Below are 15739 nucleotides of genomic sequence, written 5' to 3'. Positions count from 1 at the left end.
GTTTTAGGTGATTATTAAATTCAAAAAGGTTTCATTAGCCTTGAAAGGAATAGAAATGACAGATAAAAAACCATTTTACATTACAACACCAATTTATTACCCATCAGGTAAATTACACATTGGCTCAGCCTACACAACCATTGCTTGTGATGTTATTGCCCGCTATAAACGCATGATGAACCATGAGGTTTTCTACCTTACTGGTCTTGATGAACATGGTCAAAAAATTCAAAGTAAGGCTGAAGAAGCTGGTATTACTCCGCAAGCTTATGTTGATGGAATGGCAAAAGAGGTTAAGGAACTTTGGTCATTGCTAGACATCTCTTATGACCATTTTATCCGTACAACAGACGCTTACCATGAAGAAGTGGTTGCAGCTGTTTTTGAGAAATTACTGGCTCAAGATGATATTTATTTAGGAGAATATTCAGGATGGTATTCGGTATCTGATGAGGAATTCTTTACAGAAAGTCAACTTGAAGAAGTTTTCCGTGATGCTTCAGGAAATGTTATTGGTGGGATTGCACCATCAGGACATCAAGTAGAATGGGTTTCAGAAGAATCTTATTTCTTACGCCTTAGCAAATATGCGGATCGTTTGGTTGCATTTTTTAATCAACATCCAGACTTCATCCAACCAGATGGGCGTATGAATGAAATGATGAAGAATTTCATTGAGCCTGGGTTAGAAGATTTAGCAGTTTCAAGGACCACCTTTACATGGGGTGTTTCAGTACCGTCAAACCCTAAACACGTGGTTTATGTGTGGATTGATGCTCTCTTAAACTATGCAACAGCATTAGGTTATGGTCAAGAAAATCATGACAACTACGATAAATTCTGGAATGGAACAGTTTTCCACATGGTTGGTAAAGATATTCTACGTTTCCACTCGATATACTGGCCAATTCTTTTAATGATGCTAGACATGAAACTGCCAGAACGTCTGATTGCTCATGGCTGGTTTGTCATGAAAGATGGCAAAATGTCCAAATCAAAAGGCAATGTGGTTTACCCAGAAATGTTGGTAGAACGTTTTGGTCTTGATCCACTACGTTATTACCTCATGCGTTCTCTTCCAGTTGGTTCAGATGGTACTTTTACCCCTGAAGACTATGTTGGTCGTATCAACTATGAACTTGCCAATGATTTAGGAAACCTACTTAACCGTACCATTGCTATGGTGAACAAGTATTTTGATGGGCAAATTCCTTCCTATGTTGCCAATGTAACTGCTTTTGATGCTGATTTAGCTCAAGTAGTAGCAGAGCAAATTACAGATTATCATAACTATATGGAAGCTGTTGATTATCCACGTGCCTTAGAGGCTGTTTGGACAATTATTTCTCGTGCCAATAAATACATTGATGAAACAGCTCCATGGCTTTTAGCTAAAGAAGACGGTGATAAAGAACACTTGGCCTCTGTAATGGCTCACTTAGCAGCAAGCTTGCGCGTGGTTGCTCATTTGATCCAACCTTTTATGATGACAACTTCAAATGCTATTATGGAACAACTTGGTTTATCCCTTGATTTTGACCTTGAAAACCTTGAACTTTCAGGTTTGCCAACTGGTGTTACTGTGATTGCAAAAGGGCAACCCATCTTCCCAAGACTTGATATGGAAGAAGAAATTAGCTATATCAAATCTGAAATGGAAGGAAACTCACCTAATACAGCAGAAAAAGAGTGGGTTCCAGAGGACGTTAAATTGACTTCTTCAAAAGAAGAAATTAAATTTGAAACCTTTGATGCTGTTGAGATTCGAGTTGCTGAAGTTAAGGAAGTTTCAAAAGTAGAAGGGTCTGATAAATTATTGTGTTTCCGTTTAGATGCTGGTGACGGTGAAGATCGTCAAATCCTATCAGGAATTGCAAAATTCTATCCTAATGAACAAGAATTAGTGGGTAAAAAATTACAAATTGTAGCTAACTTAAAACCACGTAAAATGATGAAAAAATACATTAGCCAAGGTATGATTTTATCTGCTGAACACGATGGAAAGCTAACCGTTTTAACTGTTGATCCATCAGTAGCAAATGGTTCTATTATTGGTTAGAAAAGAAATCAAGGCTTTTTAACAGGTCTTGATTTTTTAGGTGGAATTGTTAGAAAATTTCGAAAAAAGTCTAGCCTATTATGAAAAATTTGTTATAATAGAAAGCAATTACTCAGAAAAAGTAACTCTAAAATGAGAAAATAGGATAAGAAAAGAAAGGATGTAAGCGTCAGTTTGCAATTGGGATTTAAAATGGTTAAAAAAGGCTTTTTAACAGGCTTACTTTTATTTGGAATATTTTTTGGAGCGGGAAACCTCATTTTTCCTCCTGCTTTAGGCGTTGATTCAGGCCAGCAGTTTTGGCCGGCTATTTTAGGTTTTTGCCTATCCGGTGTTGGTTTAGCCATTATTACCTTACTGGTTGGGACGCTAACAAATGGTGGCTTTAAAAAAGAAATGGATCAAAAATTTAGCCCATGGTTCTCGCTTGGCTTTTTGATTCTTCTTTACTTAACCATTGGCCCGCTCTTTGCCATTCCAAGAACGGCAACAGTCTCTTTTGAAGTTGGCTTAAGCCCTATTGTAGGTAATAGCCCTATTGCTCTTTTTATCTTCACCATCTTCTTTTTCCTAGCAGCTTACCTCCTAGCAATTAAGCCAAATAACATTTTAAATAGTGTTGGTAAAATTTTAACCCCAATTTTTGCCCTTTTAATCCTCCTTTTGGTAGTGGTTGGAGCTCTAAAATTTGGGCATTTAGACAGTCCACTTGCTAGTGCTGATTATGCTAAAAACGCTTTTGGTAGTGGTGTTTTAGCAGGTTATAATACTTTAGATGCCCTAGCGTCAGTTGCTTTTTGTTTGGTGGCGACTGAAACATTAAAACAGTTTGGCTTTAAGAGTAAAAAAGAATACCTGTCAACCATTTGGGTAGTTGGTCTTGTCACTAGTTTAGCCTTTAGTATCCTCTATTTAGGGCTTGCCTTTTTGGGCAATAAATTTGTGATTCCGGCAGATGTTTTAGCCAATCCAAATGTTAATAAAGGTGCCTATGTTTTAGCGCAATCATCTTATCAATTGTTTGGCTCATTTGGTCGTCTTTTTTTAAGTATCATGGTCATTCTCACTTGTTTTACAACGACAGTTGGTTTGATTGTGTCTGTTTCTGAATTTTTTGATCAAAACCTTTCTTTTGGCCATTACAAATGGTATGCAACAGTCTTTACTTTAGTTGGATTTGGTATTGCGAACTTAGGCTTGAATACAGTAATTGCGTTTTCAGTACCAGTATTAACCTTACTTTACCCAATTGTTATTGTGCTTGTCCTTATTATTCTTCTTAATAAATGGCTGGCACTGTCTAAAAAGGGAATGTCACTAACCATAGCTTTAGTCACGATAGTTTCCCTTCTTGAAGTTCTCTCTGGGCTTATTGCTCTGCCTCTTTTAACGCGTCTGGTTACAGTTTTGCCCTTTCATTCTATCTCCATGTCTTGGTTATTGCCGACCATGCTTGGATTAGCGCTAGCATTGCTTTTACCTGATAAACAAAAAGGTGAAGCATTTGACCTGTCACAATTTGAAAAGGCACAATAGTCTAAAAATAAACCCCATAAAGAGCTATCTAGCTCTTTTTTTGATATACTAAAGTGCTAATGAATTGATGGAGGTGATTTTGTGAAAGAAATCCGAAATAAGGTATTTACCATGTACATGGCTAACGCAGACAATCCAAATGATTTGCGTTTATTGAGCCAATCCATGGAAATGAATCAAGAAATTTTAAACTATGCCTCTGATAAAAATGAGTTATCTCACTTAGAATATGATAAGGAAGAGAAATCTCTATTTTTAATCTATAACGTTTTAGACATGTCTAAAGAGGATTACCATTACCAAACACTTCCAATTACTTTTTATGTCTGTCAAGATAAGCTGGTGACAATTTATAAGGATAAAAGTGCCTATCTGATAAATCAGATGGAGCAGTTGTTGCAAAAAAATGAGGGTTACAGTCTTTATAAGTTCTTATTTAGTGTTTTGTTTTTAATTTCTAAAAATTACTTTCCATCCGTTGAAAATCTTAATCAAGAACGAAATCGTCTAAATTTATTATTGCGTGAAAGAACCAGTAAACGTGAACTTTTAGAATTGTCGGATTTAGAAACAGGCTTGGTTTATCTGGTGTCTTCTAGCAAACAAAATGTGCTTCTTATTAATCAAATTAAAGGTTTAAGCAACTACCTAAACTTAAGTGATAGTGAAATGGAACAATTAGACGATGCTCTCATTGAAGCAAAGCAGTTACTTGAGATGACCCAACTGTCGTCACAAGTCTTAGCTCAACTTGAGGGAACCTATAATAATGTGCTTAATAATGAATTAAATGACACCATGAAAATCTTGACCCTCTTATCTATTTTATTAACTATTCCAAGTATTGTGACAGGTTTTTTTGGGATTAACGTGCCTTTGCCAACAGTTTTAACACACCATCCATTGGGCTGGGTTATGGTGATTGGCATTTCTGTTATCCTTTGGTTTGTGATGGCCATGATTTTAAAAGTCATGATGAACTATCGAAAAAAATAAACCTTCTATTCAAGAAAGAATTAACCATACTGCTTTTTAAGTGATCATGTAATGCTAAACATCAGCTCAAAGCCTTTAAAAGAACACTAGTTTATTTTTAATAACTTCTTATATGAGTAAGAAAGTCTTGTGGTTTAGATGAGCTTTTGATACTATATTAGTTAAGTAGAATAAGGAGACAATAATTATGGCAGAAAATATAAGACGAGAAAAATCAAGACATTCACTTGCTAGTATTTTGGTAACAGTTTTATTAGTGCTTTTAAAACTGGTTATCATGTTAGGCTTGCTTTTTGGCTTGTATTTATTTGCGGATGGTTTCCTTGAATTTATTAATCATATGAGACAGATCTTAAATGCTGATCAACTAGAAACCTTGGGACGACAATTAGAAATTCATCGCAATTTTACAACAGGGACCAAATTAGTTATTGGTGTCTTTACCATTGTCCTGATGGTAGGCTCGTTTTTGATTGTCATGTTAAAAGGCATTGTCAAAACCATTTTCAAATAAACCTAGCTTATTTACCAAACACCTCAAAAAGAGGTGTTTTTCTTGTGTCTCATTTTATGGGGGAGTGCAAGAGGCGCCATTTTAATTTTTTTTGATATCGAAAAACTATCTTTGTTAATCATTACTTAATCTATAATTTTTAAAAATCTATTATTCCATATATTATTTTCAAAATATTCAACTGTTTTTTGTGCACTTAAAAATTCATTATTTTCTGTTGAAGTATGTCCCTTTTTCATAAAATTATCAAATCCTAATCCAAATGCGAATTCAACCGTTGCATTAACACAATATTCAGTTTGAGCACCACAGAACTCAATAGATTTTGTATTTTTATCTATTAATTTATTAAGTAAGTCTGTTTTATAAAATGCGTTAGCATGTGTCTTTTGAATACAGAGATCATTTTTATTTAGATGTAATCTTTCATCAATTTTCCATTCTGGTGTCCCATTTTTTAAACTTAAATCGTTATGTTGAATAAATATTATATTTTTATCTTTCTTGCGATATAAATCAATTCTAGCATTAAAGTCTTCTAAAGCGCTATCTCGATTTATTTCAAGTATAAGATATGTATAAAACTGGTAATGTTAGTTATACGTTAAATTTAGGCTATTTAAGGCAAATTGCTACCTATGGAATTCCTTTAATTTATGAATAGTCTTTTTGTTTCTTCAGGATTATGAAAAACATCCATCAGCTTAATATCTTTGTTTCGTCACTCTTTAAATATTGTCATTAAGGCTAAGAATAGTTTTAGCTCTTTGAGTTTTTCTTTAACCCATTTTTCTCTCCTTTTTTGGTATAATAAATTTATTCTTCCCAAAGGTTGTGTTTGCAACACCTACAAGGGAATATCAAAACATGGCCATACGTCAAGAAGCTTTGGATAGACGTCTTAATGAGATTAAGTGCACTAGATTTACTTTCCATGCATTTAGACATACTCATGCTAGTTTATTATTAAATGCTGGCATAAGTTATAAAGAATTACAATACCGATTAGGGCACGCCACTTTGGCCATGACTATGGATATTTATAGTCACCTCTCTATTGATAAAGAAAAAGAAGCAGTTTCTTACTATGAAAAAGCTATAAATAGCCTCTAGGTGAACAAATTTATAAACTAATTAAAACAGTAATGCTATAAACCTTATTAAATAGGTGTTTATAGACGATTAAGGAGAAAAACATGACATTTGAAGAAATTCTACCGGGTTTAAAAGCGAAAAAGAAATATGTCCGTCAAGGTTGGGGGGGCGCAGAAAATTATGTTCAACTTTTTGATAGGATTGAAGTTGAAGGAAAGGCTTTAGAAGTCACCCCATATTTTTTAATTCATGTTAGTGGTGATGGAGAAGGTTTTTCCATGTGGGCACCGACACCTTGTGATGTATTGGCCAGTGATTGGATTGAAGTCAATGACTAAAACAGTACTTGTTACGGGTGTTTCATCAGGTATTGGTCTTGAGCAAGCTCGCCTTTTTTTGGAAAAAGGCTATCAGGTTTATGGTGTTGATAGGGCTTCAAAGCCTGATTTAGCAGGAAACTTTACCTTTATCAAACAGGATATCAGTATGGATTTAAGTCCTATATTTGAACAAGTGACTTCAATAGATATTCTTTGTAATACAGCTGGTGTCCTAGATGCCTATCAGCCTCTTTTAGAGGTTGATATGGATGAGTTTGAACAGGTTTTTGCGACTAATGTGTTTGCAGCAGCTAAACTCAGTCAGTTTTATGTGAAAGAAATGCAAAAACAGCAGTCAGGAATCATTATTAACATGTGTTCAATTGCAAGTTTCATCGCTGGTGGTGGAGGAGCGGCCTACACAGCTAGTAAACATGCTCTAGCTGGATTAACTCGCCAGCTAGCATTGGATTATGCGGCAGACGGCATTCAAGTTTTTGGGATAGCCCCAGGTGCCGTAAAGACAGGTATGACGGCTAGTGACTTTGAGCCAGGAGGACTATCTGATTGGGTAGCAGAAGAAACTCCGATTAAACGTTGGATTGCCCCAATTGAAGTAGCGGAGGTAACCCTCTTTTTGGCTTCTGGTAGAGCTTTTGGCATGCAAGGTGAGATTCTTAAAATTGATGGCGGATGGAGCCTTAAATAACAGCTAAAAGAGTTAAAGGAGAAAAAATGAAATTAGCAATTATCGGAACAGGAAAAATAGTGGAAGATGCTTTACCTGCTTTAAAAGAAGTTGAGGGCATTCACTTACAGACCATAATTTCAACACCAAGAAGTATTGAAAAGGCCAAAGCCCTTGCTAAAAGTTATGGTATTGCTGAAGTTAGTGACCAATTTGAAAGTGCAATAAAGAGTTCTGCAGTCGACACGGTCTATGTGGCAACGCCAAATCATTTGCATTATGCAATGGCTAAACAAGCATTATTAGCTGGAAAACATGTCATCTGTGAAAAGCCTTTTACCATGACCTTAGCAGAACTTGATGACTTGATTCAGATTGCCAAGGCAAATAAAGTGATACTTCTAGAAGCCATCACAAATCAGTATTTGGGAAACTTTCACTTTATGAAAGAGCACTTACAACAATTAGGAGACATTAAAATTGTAGAATGCAATTATTCTCAGTATTCTTCAAGGTATGATGCTTTTAAACAAGGAGAAATTGCGCCAGCTTTTGACCCTGAAAAGGGTGGAGGGGCTTTACGAGATCTCAATATCTATAACATTCATATTATTGTCGGTTTATTTGGCCTTCCAAAGTCAGTTAACTATCTTCCTAATATTGAAAGGCAGATTGATACTTCAGGCATTCTTGTCTTGGATTATCAGAATTTTAAGGTCATTGCTATCGCTGCCAAAGACTGTAGTGCAGAAATCCGTTCTACTATTCAAGGAAATAAAGGTTCAATGGTTATTTTAGGGGCAACAAATACAGTTCCTCAGTTGGCTTTGAGTTTGAACGGACACGACACAAAATGGGTTAATGCTAACCAGCATGAGCACCGTATGGTTGCTGAATTTGAAGCATTTGAAGCTATTATTGCAAAGAAAGATTATGCTCTAGCTGAGTCATCTTTAAAACATAGTTATCAAGTTATGACTGTTCTTGAAAAAGCACTTGAAAGCTTGCTATAATCACCTGAAATTGGATTTTCCAATTTCATTTTTTAAGCATTAAAATGTCAAATATGCTATAATGAGATGATAGTCAACAAAAAAGATAAAAGGAATTCATATGAAAAACTACGCAATTATTTTGGCTGCGGGTAAAGGTACCCGTATGAAATCAGACCTTCCAAAAGTACTTCACAAAGTTACTGGTTTAACCATGCTTGAGCATGTTTTTAGAAGTGTTTCGGCAATTAAACCTGAAAAAAATGTGACAGTAATTGGTCACAAATCAGACCTTGTTAAAGAGGTTTTGGCAGATCGTTCAGCATTTGCTTTACAAACTGAACAATTAGGAACAGGTCATGCCGTGATGATGGCAGAAGAGATGTTAGCAGATCTTGAGGGGACAACCCTTGTTATTGCTGGAGACACTCCTTTAATCACTGGGGAGAGTTTAACAAATTTGATTGAATTCCATGTTAACCATAAGAATGTGGCAACCATTTTAACAGCTAATGCCAAAGATCCCTTTGGTTATGGCCGTGTTATCCGCAATAAAGATGGTGAAGTGCTTAAAATAGTTGAACAAAAAGACGCAACCGAATTTGAACAAGAAGTCAAAGAAATTAATACAGGAACTTATGTATTTGATAATAAACGTCTTTTTGAAGCTCTAAAAAATATTACTACTGATAATGCCCAAGGAGAATACTACCTCACTGATGTTATCTCTATTTTTAGAGAAAATAAGGAAAAAGTAGGTGCCTATATTCTTAGGGACTTTAATGAAAGTTTAGGGGTTAATGACCGCCTTGCCTTAGCAACAGCTGAGTCTGTTATGCGTGGGCGAATTAACAAAGCGCACATGATTAATGGTGTTACTTTCCAAAACCCAGATGCTACTTATATTGAAAGTGATGTTATTGTGGAGCCAGATGTGTTGATTGAAGCAAACGTTACTTTAAGAGGGAAAACAAAAATTGGTGCAGCTTCTGTTTTAACCAATGGCAGTTATTTGGTTGATGCAGAAATTGGACAAAATGTTGTCATCACAAATTCAACCATTGAAGAGTCTATGATTGGATCAGGTGTTACAGTTGGTCCTTACGCCCATATTAGACCGGGTTCACAGCTTGAAAAAGATGTTCATATTGGTAATTTTGTTGAGGTTAAAGGCTCTACAATTGGTGAGGGCACTAAATCTGGTCATTTAACCTACATTGGTAATGCAGAAATTGGATCAGGTGTTAACATTGGCGCAGGTACAATTACAGTAAACTATGACGGTCAAAATAAATTTAAAACGCGTATCGGTGACAATGTCTTTATTGGAAGCAACTCGACTTTAATTGCACCACTTGAAATTGGGGATAATGCCTTAACAGCTGCAGGATCAACCATTACAGAGGATGTGACAAATGATAGTCTTGCTATTGCAAGAAGCCGTCAAGTAATTAAAGCCGGTTATGCTGAGCAATTACCGCACCATCCTAAGAACTGTCAAAAATAAGGTAAGAGGAGTAGGCTTGTGGACTTTGAAGAAAAAAACCTAAAAAGACAAGAAATTTTTCACGGCAAGATTTTTGATGTTGTCGTTGATGATGTGGAACTACCAAACGGTTTAGGTCAATCCAAACGTGAACTTGTCTTGCATAAAGGAGCAGTCGCTATTTTAGCAGTCACTCCGGAAAATAAACTGATTATTGTAAAACAATACCGCAAGGCGATTGAAGCAGTATCCTACGAAATTCCAGCGGGCAAACTTGAAGTTGGAGAAGCAGGAGCAGAGATGGAGGCTGCTGCGCGTGAATTAGAAGAAGAAACTCAATACTCTGGTGATTTATCTTTTATTTATGAGTTTTACACAGCTATTGGATTTTGTAATGAAAAGATAAAGCTTTTTCTTGCCAAAAATTTAGAAAAAGTTTCTCATCCAAGACCGCTTGATGCCGATGAAACCATTGAAATTTTAGAACTTTCTTATCAAGAGTGCCAAGCGATGGTTGAAAAAGGGCAGATTGTTGATGCTAAAACGATCATGGCGATCCAATTCTATGGTTTGACGTGTGGAGGAATCTAAAGATGGGAAAATCTTTATTAACTGATGAGATTATTGCCAAAGCTAATCGTGGTGAGCCAATTGATGATGATTATGCTGTTGATTCAGATACCAAAATCATGACTTTTTTAGAGGACGATTTTCAAGACCACGAAGACCGTATTTACAAAAGCCGTCGAATTGAAAATGCAAAACGCAGCGAGTTTCAGTCAAAGCTCAATCTCTTATTGTTGGCCTTACTTATTCTGATTGCACTATTGATATATGCAGTTTTTAATCTATAAAAGGAAGTAAAATGAAAATTGGAATTATTGCTGCCATGGCGCAGGAATTAGAACTTTTAGTTGATAAACTAGAGGACAAAACATGCCATGAGGTCTTAAGGAACACATACTATTGTGGTAAGATTGCTAATCATGATATTGTTTTAGTACAATCTGGTGTTGGTAAAGTCATGTCAGCCATGACAGTAGCCATTTTAGTTGATCGCTTTGAGGTTGATGCTTTAATTAACACCGGTTCAGCTGGAGCAGTGGCAAGAGGTTTAGCTATTGGTGATGTCGTTGTTGCAGATCGTTTAGTCTACCATGATGTTGATTTAACAGCTTTTGGCTATGACTATGGGCAAATGTCGATGCAACCCTTATATTTTGATTGTGATCAAACCTTTGTTGACACCTTCAAAGAGGTCTTGCAGCAAGAAAATAATCCCAGTCATATGGGCTTGATTGCGACGGGTGATAGTTTTATAGCAGGTCAAGAAAAAATTAATCAAATCAAAGCGGCTTTTCCAGATGTTTTAGCAGTTGAAATGGAAGGAGCAGCTATTGCTCAGGCAGCACATGCAACAGGTAAACCTTTTGTTGTCATAAGAGCTATGAGTGATACAGCAGCTCATGATGCCAATATCAGTTTTGATCACTTTATTATTGAAGCTGGAAAAAAATCAGCAGCAACTTTAATGACTTTTTTACAACAATTACATTAAAAGGGGCTGGGCAAAAAGCCTAATATAAACAAAACCGCATGAAATCTTTCGTTTACAAACGTTGATTTCATGCGGTTTCTTATTTCGGAAATTTGAAAAAATCAATGAGATTTCGACTTTTTGCCCAGCCTCTTTTAGCATTTTGTGACATATAGTTGGCGGGCAATATTCTCTGGGATGTAAAGTCTTTTGTCTAAGTAAGCGATGGTGTGTGTTTTAGCATAAGGGTCAATCATTTCTATGGTAAAGATTGTATTGATTTCTAATTGGTGCATATCAAGATATTGCAAGAGCTGGTAATCATCATGAACACGGCTTAAACGGTATTGACCGAGTTGATCAATTTTATTTAATGTGACAGTGCTTTGTTCAATTAATGGTTGGTCTTTTCTTGGAATGCTACCACCATGTGGGCAAAACTCAGGGTAGCCTAAGTTTTTATCCAATCTATCAATGAAAAGATCAGATACGGTATGTTCTAAAACTTCTGCTTCCTGATGAATTTCATGAGATTTGTAACCTAATTGGGTGATTAAAAAGAGTTCAATCAAGCGGTGTTTGCGATAAAGATTAGCTACTAGGCTAGCTCCTTTATCTGTTAATAAATAGCCTTTTGCTTTATCTTTGAGAATCCATTCTTGACTAAGCATTTTTTTAATCATTTCAGAAACAGCGGGTGGTGACACCTGCATTTTTTCTGCAATCATTTTGTTAGACATTTTGGGGAATTGTTCACCCAGTTCATAAATACATTTTAAATAATCTTCTTTGTTAGGCGTCATGAGACCAGGCCTTTCTCTTGTTTATAATCATTATTATAACAGAAAAATCAAAAAAAATCTTGACAAATAACATTAACTAATGTATCTTAAGTATATAATTAACTACACTTAATTAATTTGATAAATAACATTAAGGAGAATGAAATGTTTAAAAAAATAAGCCTAGCTTTTGCGATGCTCTTGTCCATTTTTTGTATAACTGCATGCTCAAGTCAACAACAAGCCTCTAAAGATAAGAAACTTGATGTTGTCGTAACCAATTCAATCATTGCTGATATGACAAAAAATATTGCAGGTAAAAAAATTAATTTGCACAGTATTGTCCCAATTGGTCAAGATCCCCATGAGTATGAGCCGTTGCCAGAAGATGTTGAAAAAACAACAAATGCAGACCTCATTTTTTACAATGGTATTAATTTAGAAGATGGTGGGCAAGCCTGGTTTACGAAACTTGTTAAAAATGCTAAGAAAACCAAAAACAAAGACTATTTTGCAGTCAGTGATGGTATTGATGTGATCTACCTTGAAGGTGAAAATGAAAAAGGTAAAGAAGATCCACACGCATGGTTGAACCTTGAAAATGGGGTGATTTATTCCAAAAATATTGCTAAACAATTAATGGCAAAAGATCCCGAAAATAAAGACTACTATCAAAAGAATTTGGATGCCTATGTAGCTAAATTGGAAAAATTAGACCAAGAAGCGAAATCTGCATTTGATAAAATTCCTGACAATAAAAAAGTAATTGTTACCAGTGAAGGCTGTTTCAAATATTTCTCAAAAGCTTACAAAGTGCCGTCAGCTTATATTTGGGAAATCAATACTGAAGAAGAAGGAACACCAGACCAAATTTCAAGTTTAATTGAGAAGTTGAAAGCTAAAAAACCATCAGCACTCTTTGTTGAATCAAGTGTTGATAGCCGTCCAATGAAATCTGTTTCAAAAGACAGTGGTATTCCAATTTACTCTGAGATTTTTACAGACTCAGTTGCTAAAAAAGGTCAAGACGGTGATAGTTACTATGCCATGATGAAATGGAATTTAGATAAAATTTCAGAAGGCTTAGCAAAATAAGATATGAAGTAAAGCACAGTCTCTTTTCCTGATTTTGTGCTTTCTTTTATTTTAAGGAGGGTATGATGATTAAAACAAAAAATTTGTCTGTTAGTTATCAAGGACAAGAAAATTCTTTGAATAATGTGAATATTAGCATTGAAGGTCCCGGCATAATTGGAATCATAGGTCCAAATGGTGCTGGAAAGTCAACATTCATTAAATCGCTTTTGAATCTTGTGGACTATAGTGGTACGGTAACTATTGGTGAACGTGATGGGAAAAATCTTGGCTCAACAGTTGCCTATGTGGAGCAACGAAGTATGATTGATTTCCATTTTCCTATTACGGTTAAAGAATGTGTTGCATTGGGAACTTATGCTAGATTAGGTTTATTTCATAGAGTAACTGCTAAAGAATCCGAAAAAGTTCTTCATTATTTGGACCAAGTGGGCTTAAAAGACTATGCTGATGCGCCAATTAATGCATTATCAGGTGGACAATTTCAACGAATGCTTTTAGCAAGATGTCTTATTCAAGAAACACAATATATCTTTTTAGATGAACCTTTTGTGGGGATTGATTCTGTCAGTGAATCCATTATTTTGGACTTGCTTAAAGAACTGCGCAGTTTAGGGAAAATGATTTTAGTTGTTCATCACGACTTGAGTAAAGTTGATTACTATTTTGACAGAGTCATCCTATTAAATAAAGAAATCAAAGCTTATGGGCCAGTTAAAGAGGTCTTTACGGTTGAAAGTTTGGCCGATACTTATGGAAATGATTTAATTGTAAAAGGAGAAAAAGCATGTTAATGAAGTTTATTGATGGTTTGATGGCTTATCATTTTTTACAGAATGCTTTAATAACAGCAATTGTTATTGGAATTGTCTCTGGGGCAGTAGGTTGTTTCATTATTTTGAGGTCTATGTCATTGATGGGGGATGCTATTTCACATGCTGTTCTTCCTGGGGTAGCTTTGTCCTACATTTTAGGGATTAATTTCTTTATTGGAGCAGTTGTTTTTGGGCTAATAGCTTCACTTTTAATCACATTTATCAAAGAAAATAGCGTGATTAAAGGGGATACGGCAATTGGCATTACCTTTAGTTCCTTTCTGGCTTTAGGGGTTATACTGATTGGTGTAGCCAATAGTTCAACAGATCTTTTCCATATTTTATTTGGGAATATTCTGGCGGTTCAAGATAGTGATAAATGGATGACAATTGTCGTCTCAGTTCTTGTTTTGGCTGTTATTGTTCTTTTCTTTAAAGAATTATTATTAACGTCATTTGACCCAGTGCTTGCTAAGTCAATGGGGTATCGAGTTGGCTTTTACCATTATTTATTGATGGTTCTATTAACTTTAGTTGCTGTCACTGCTATGCAAAGTGTTGGTACCATCTTAATTGTCGCTTTGTTAATCACACCAGCTGCAACAGCCTATCTTTATGCAACAAGCCTTAAAAAGATGCTTATCTTATCATCTACTTTAGGGGCATTAAGTTCTTTTTTAGGCCTCTTTATTGGCTATAGTTTTAATATTGCGGCAGGTTCAAGCATCGTTTTGACATCAGCAATTATATTTGCTATTAGCTTTGTTATTTCACCCAAACAAGGCTTCCTAAAAAATGGACTAGTTAGTAAAAATAGACATTAAACAAATGAAAAAAATCTGAGGCAACTTTGAATTGCCTCAGATTTTTTGCTTATTACTTAAAGTTGTAATCTTGTTGAATATCAATAGATGTGATTGTAATGTCTTGGCGAGGTTTGTCTTTTTCGTCCACACTTGTGCTTGCGATATTATCAACAACATCCATGCCATCAACCACTTGGCCAAAGACTGTATAGCCACCGTCAAGACTTGGATTCCCACCATTTTTATAAGCCTCAATAATGGCTTTAGGGTAATTATCTTCAGAGAGTGTCATACTTTGGTCTTGTGTATTTTGGTTAATGAAGAACTGGCTGCCATTTGTATCTGGTCCAGCATTAGCCATTGCTAGTGCACCACGTAAGTTATAAAGGTAAAGTGATGTTTCGTTTTTAAAGCCGTTTCCAGCATCTTTCTTTTTATCTTTACCGTACCAAATAGATTGTCCGCCTGTTCCATCACCTTTTGGGTCTCCTGTTTGAATCATAAATTCTGAGATGACACGGTGGAAACTAACGTTATTATAGTAGCCCTTTTTAGCATGTGTCAAAAAGTTTTCAACTGCTAATGGTGCAATTTTTGGGAAAAGTTTGAGGGTAATGTCCCCTTGACTTGTTTTTAAAATAACTTTGGCTTCATCTTTAGAAACTTCTTTCGTCAATTGAGGAAAAGCACTTTGTGGAGCAGTGAGTGCTTTTTTGACTTTTTTCTCATAAGCTTTAGCATCGGCATCAGCTTTGTCCTTGGACATTTTTTCATTGACATATTTATCGCCTTTAATGGCACGATTAACAGATTGACAAGCACTTAAACTGACTAAACTGACTAAACTGACTAAGATTAAAGTCAGGGAAAGACATTTTTTCATGGGATCTCCTTGTAGTGATTTTATCTTATTTTACCACAAATCTTAGGGAAAAATAAGGGATAGAGAGTATTTTTTATCAACGTTCTTACTTAGTATAATAGTCAAAACTAAACTGAAACATAAACGAAAGGAGGT

The 15739-nt window shown here is 35.5% G+C and carries 17 protein-coding genes and 1 pseudogene; 15 read left to right on the top strand and 3 right to left on the bottom strand.

All coding sequences use genetic code 11. From position 1 onward, the window contains the following. Positions 1 to 55 precede the first annotated feature (55 nt). The 4 genes from metG to Q9317_RS07460 all read left to right on the top strand — a co-directional run bounded on the left by metG (position 56) and on the right by Q9317_RS07460 (position 5105). A complete protein-coding gene (metG, locus tag Q9317_RS07475; protein WP_003101489.1) occupies positions 56 to 2059 on the top strand; it encodes a methionine--tRNA ligase in 2004 nt (667 codons plus the stop codon). 192 nt (positions 2060 to 2251) lie between these two features. Further along, positions 2252 to 3595 carry a branched-chain amino acid transport system II carrier protein gene (gene brnQ / locus Q9317_RS07470; protein ID WP_037583405.1) on the top strand — a complete coding sequence of 448 codons (1344 nt, stop codon included), beginning with the start codon at positions 2252 to 2254 and terminating at the stop codon, positions 3593 to 3595. Positions 3596 to 3676: 81 nt separating this feature from the next. Next, a complete protein-coding gene (locus Q9317_RS07465) occupies positions 3677 to 4591 on the top strand; it encodes a magnesium transporter CorA family protein (RefSeq protein WP_003101487.1) in 915 nt (304 codons plus the stop codon). Between the two features lie 187 nt (positions 4592 to 4778). Then, entirely contained in the window at positions 4779 to 5105 is a 327-nt protein-coding gene (locus Q9317_RS07460) for a hypothetical protein (RefSeq protein ID WP_003101486.1), read from the top strand. A gap of 125 nt (positions 5106 to 5230) precedes the next feature. Here the strand turns inward: Q9317_RS07460 and Q9317_RS10580 are convergent, their stop codons facing one another. Next, on the bottom strand, positions 5231 to 5665 hold the full coding sequence (locus Q9317_RS10580) for an isochorismatase family protein (RefSeq protein ID WP_225111322.1): 435 nt from the start codon (positions 5663 to 5665) through the stop codon (positions 5231 to 5233). A 265-nt stretch (positions 5666 to 5930) separates the two neighbouring features. Between Q9317_RS10580 and Q9317_RS07455 the strand changes: the two are divergent. The 8 genes and pseudogenes from Q9317_RS07455 to Q9317_RS07420 form a co-directional block, all read left to right on the top strand. Then, positions 5931 to 6218 (top strand): annotated as a pseudogene (locus Q9317_RS07455) (tyrosine-type recombinase/integrase); the annotation flags it as partial. A gap of 83 nt (positions 6219 to 6301) precedes the next feature. Beyond that, entirely contained in the window at positions 6302 to 6538 is a 237-nt protein-coding gene (locus tag Q9317_RS07450; RefSeq protein WP_003101483.1) for a DUF2829 domain-containing protein, read from the top strand. Then, complete coding sequence (locus Q9317_RS07445) at positions 6531 to 7229, top strand: 3-oxoacyl-ACP reductase (protein ID WP_003101481.1); 699 nt, start codon at positions 6531 to 6533, stop codon at positions 7227 to 7229. Before Q9317_RS07450 ends, Q9317_RS07445 begins: the two co-directional genes overlap by 8 nt. Before the next feature lie 26 nt (positions 7230 to 7255). Next, entirely contained in the window at positions 7256 to 8221 is a 966-nt protein-coding gene (locus Q9317_RS07440) for a Gfo/Idh/MocA family protein (RefSeq protein ID WP_003101480.1), read from the top strand. A 100-nt stretch (positions 8222 to 8321) separates the two neighbouring features. Then, positions 8322 to 9707: a bifunctional UDP-N-acetylglucosamine diphosphorylase/glucosamine-1-phosphate N-acetyltransferase GlmU gene (glmU, locus tag Q9317_RS07435; RefSeq protein ID WP_003101479.1), complete on the top strand. Its 1386-nt coding sequence runs from the start codon at positions 8322 to 8324 to the stop codon at positions 9705 to 9707. A gap of 18 nt (positions 9708 to 9725) precedes the next feature. Next, on the top strand, positions 9726 to 10277 hold the full coding sequence (locus tag Q9317_RS07430; protein ID WP_003101478.1) for an NUDIX hydrolase: 552 nt from the start codon (positions 9726 to 9728) through the stop codon (positions 10275 to 10277). A gap of 2 nt (positions 10278 to 10279) precedes the next feature. Beyond that, on the top strand, positions 10280 to 10540 hold the full coding sequence (macP, locus tag Q9317_RS07425; protein WP_003101477.1) for a cell wall synthase accessory phosphoprotein MacP: 261 nt from the start codon (positions 10280 to 10282) through the stop codon (positions 10538 to 10540). 11 nt (positions 10541 to 10551) lie between these two features. Beyond that, positions 10552 to 11244 carry a 5'-methylthioadenosine/adenosylhomocysteine nucleosidase gene (locus Q9317_RS07420; RefSeq protein ID WP_003101476.1) on the top strand — a complete coding sequence of 231 codons (693 nt, stop codon included), beginning with the start codon at positions 10552 to 10554 and terminating at the stop codon, positions 11242 to 11244. A gap of 134 nt (positions 11245 to 11378) precedes the next feature. Here the strand turns inward: Q9317_RS07420 and Q9317_RS07415 are convergent, their stop codons facing one another. Beyond that, positions 11379 to 12026: a metal-dependent transcriptional regulator gene (locus tag Q9317_RS07415; protein ID WP_003101475.1), complete on the bottom strand. Its 648-nt coding sequence runs from the start codon at positions 12024 to 12026 to the stop codon at positions 11379 to 11381. A 144-nt stretch (positions 12027 to 12170) separates the two neighbouring features. Here Q9317_RS07415 and Q9317_RS07410 point away from each other — a divergent pair, with 144 nt between their 5' ends. From Q9317_RS07410 to Q9317_RS07400, 3 genes are all read left to right on the top strand, one after another. Further along, positions 12171 to 13100, top strand: coding sequence for a metal ABC transporter substrate-binding protein (locus Q9317_RS07410; RefSeq protein ID WP_003101474.1), 930 nt, complete (start codon positions 12171 to 12173; stop codon positions 13098 to 13100). Positions 13101 to 13165: 65 nt separating this feature from the next. After that, positions 13166 to 13894 carry a metal ABC transporter ATP-binding protein gene (locus Q9317_RS07405; RefSeq protein WP_003101473.1) on the top strand — a complete coding sequence of 243 codons (729 nt, stop codon included), beginning with the start codon at positions 13166 to 13168 and terminating at the stop codon, positions 13892 to 13894. Then, the gene (locus Q9317_RS07400; protein ID WP_003101472.1) at positions 13888 to 14739 is read left to right on the top strand and encodes a metal ABC transporter permease; all 852 of its coding nucleotides are present in this window, start codon (positions 13888 to 13890) and stop codon (positions 14737 to 14739) included. The genes Q9317_RS07405 and Q9317_RS07400 overlap by 7 nt, the downstream gene beginning before the upstream one ends. A gap of 52 nt (positions 14740 to 14791) precedes the next feature. Here Q9317_RS07400 and Q9317_RS07395 read toward each other — a convergent pair whose 3' ends face one another. Further along, complete coding sequence (locus Q9317_RS07395) at positions 14792 to 15604, bottom strand: peptidylprolyl isomerase (RefSeq protein WP_305981538.1); 813 nt, start codon at positions 15602 to 15604, stop codon at positions 14792 to 14794. Positions 15605 to 15739 lie beyond the last annotated feature (135 nt).

This window comes from Streptococcus iniae (assembly GCF_030732225.1).
Taxonomy (GTDB): domain Bacteria; phylum Bacillota; class Bacilli; order Lactobacillales; family Streptococcaceae; genus Streptococcus; species Streptococcus iniae.
Note: the sequence above shows the minus strand (reverse complement) of the source record. Positions and strands in the feature narration are given on the sequence as shown.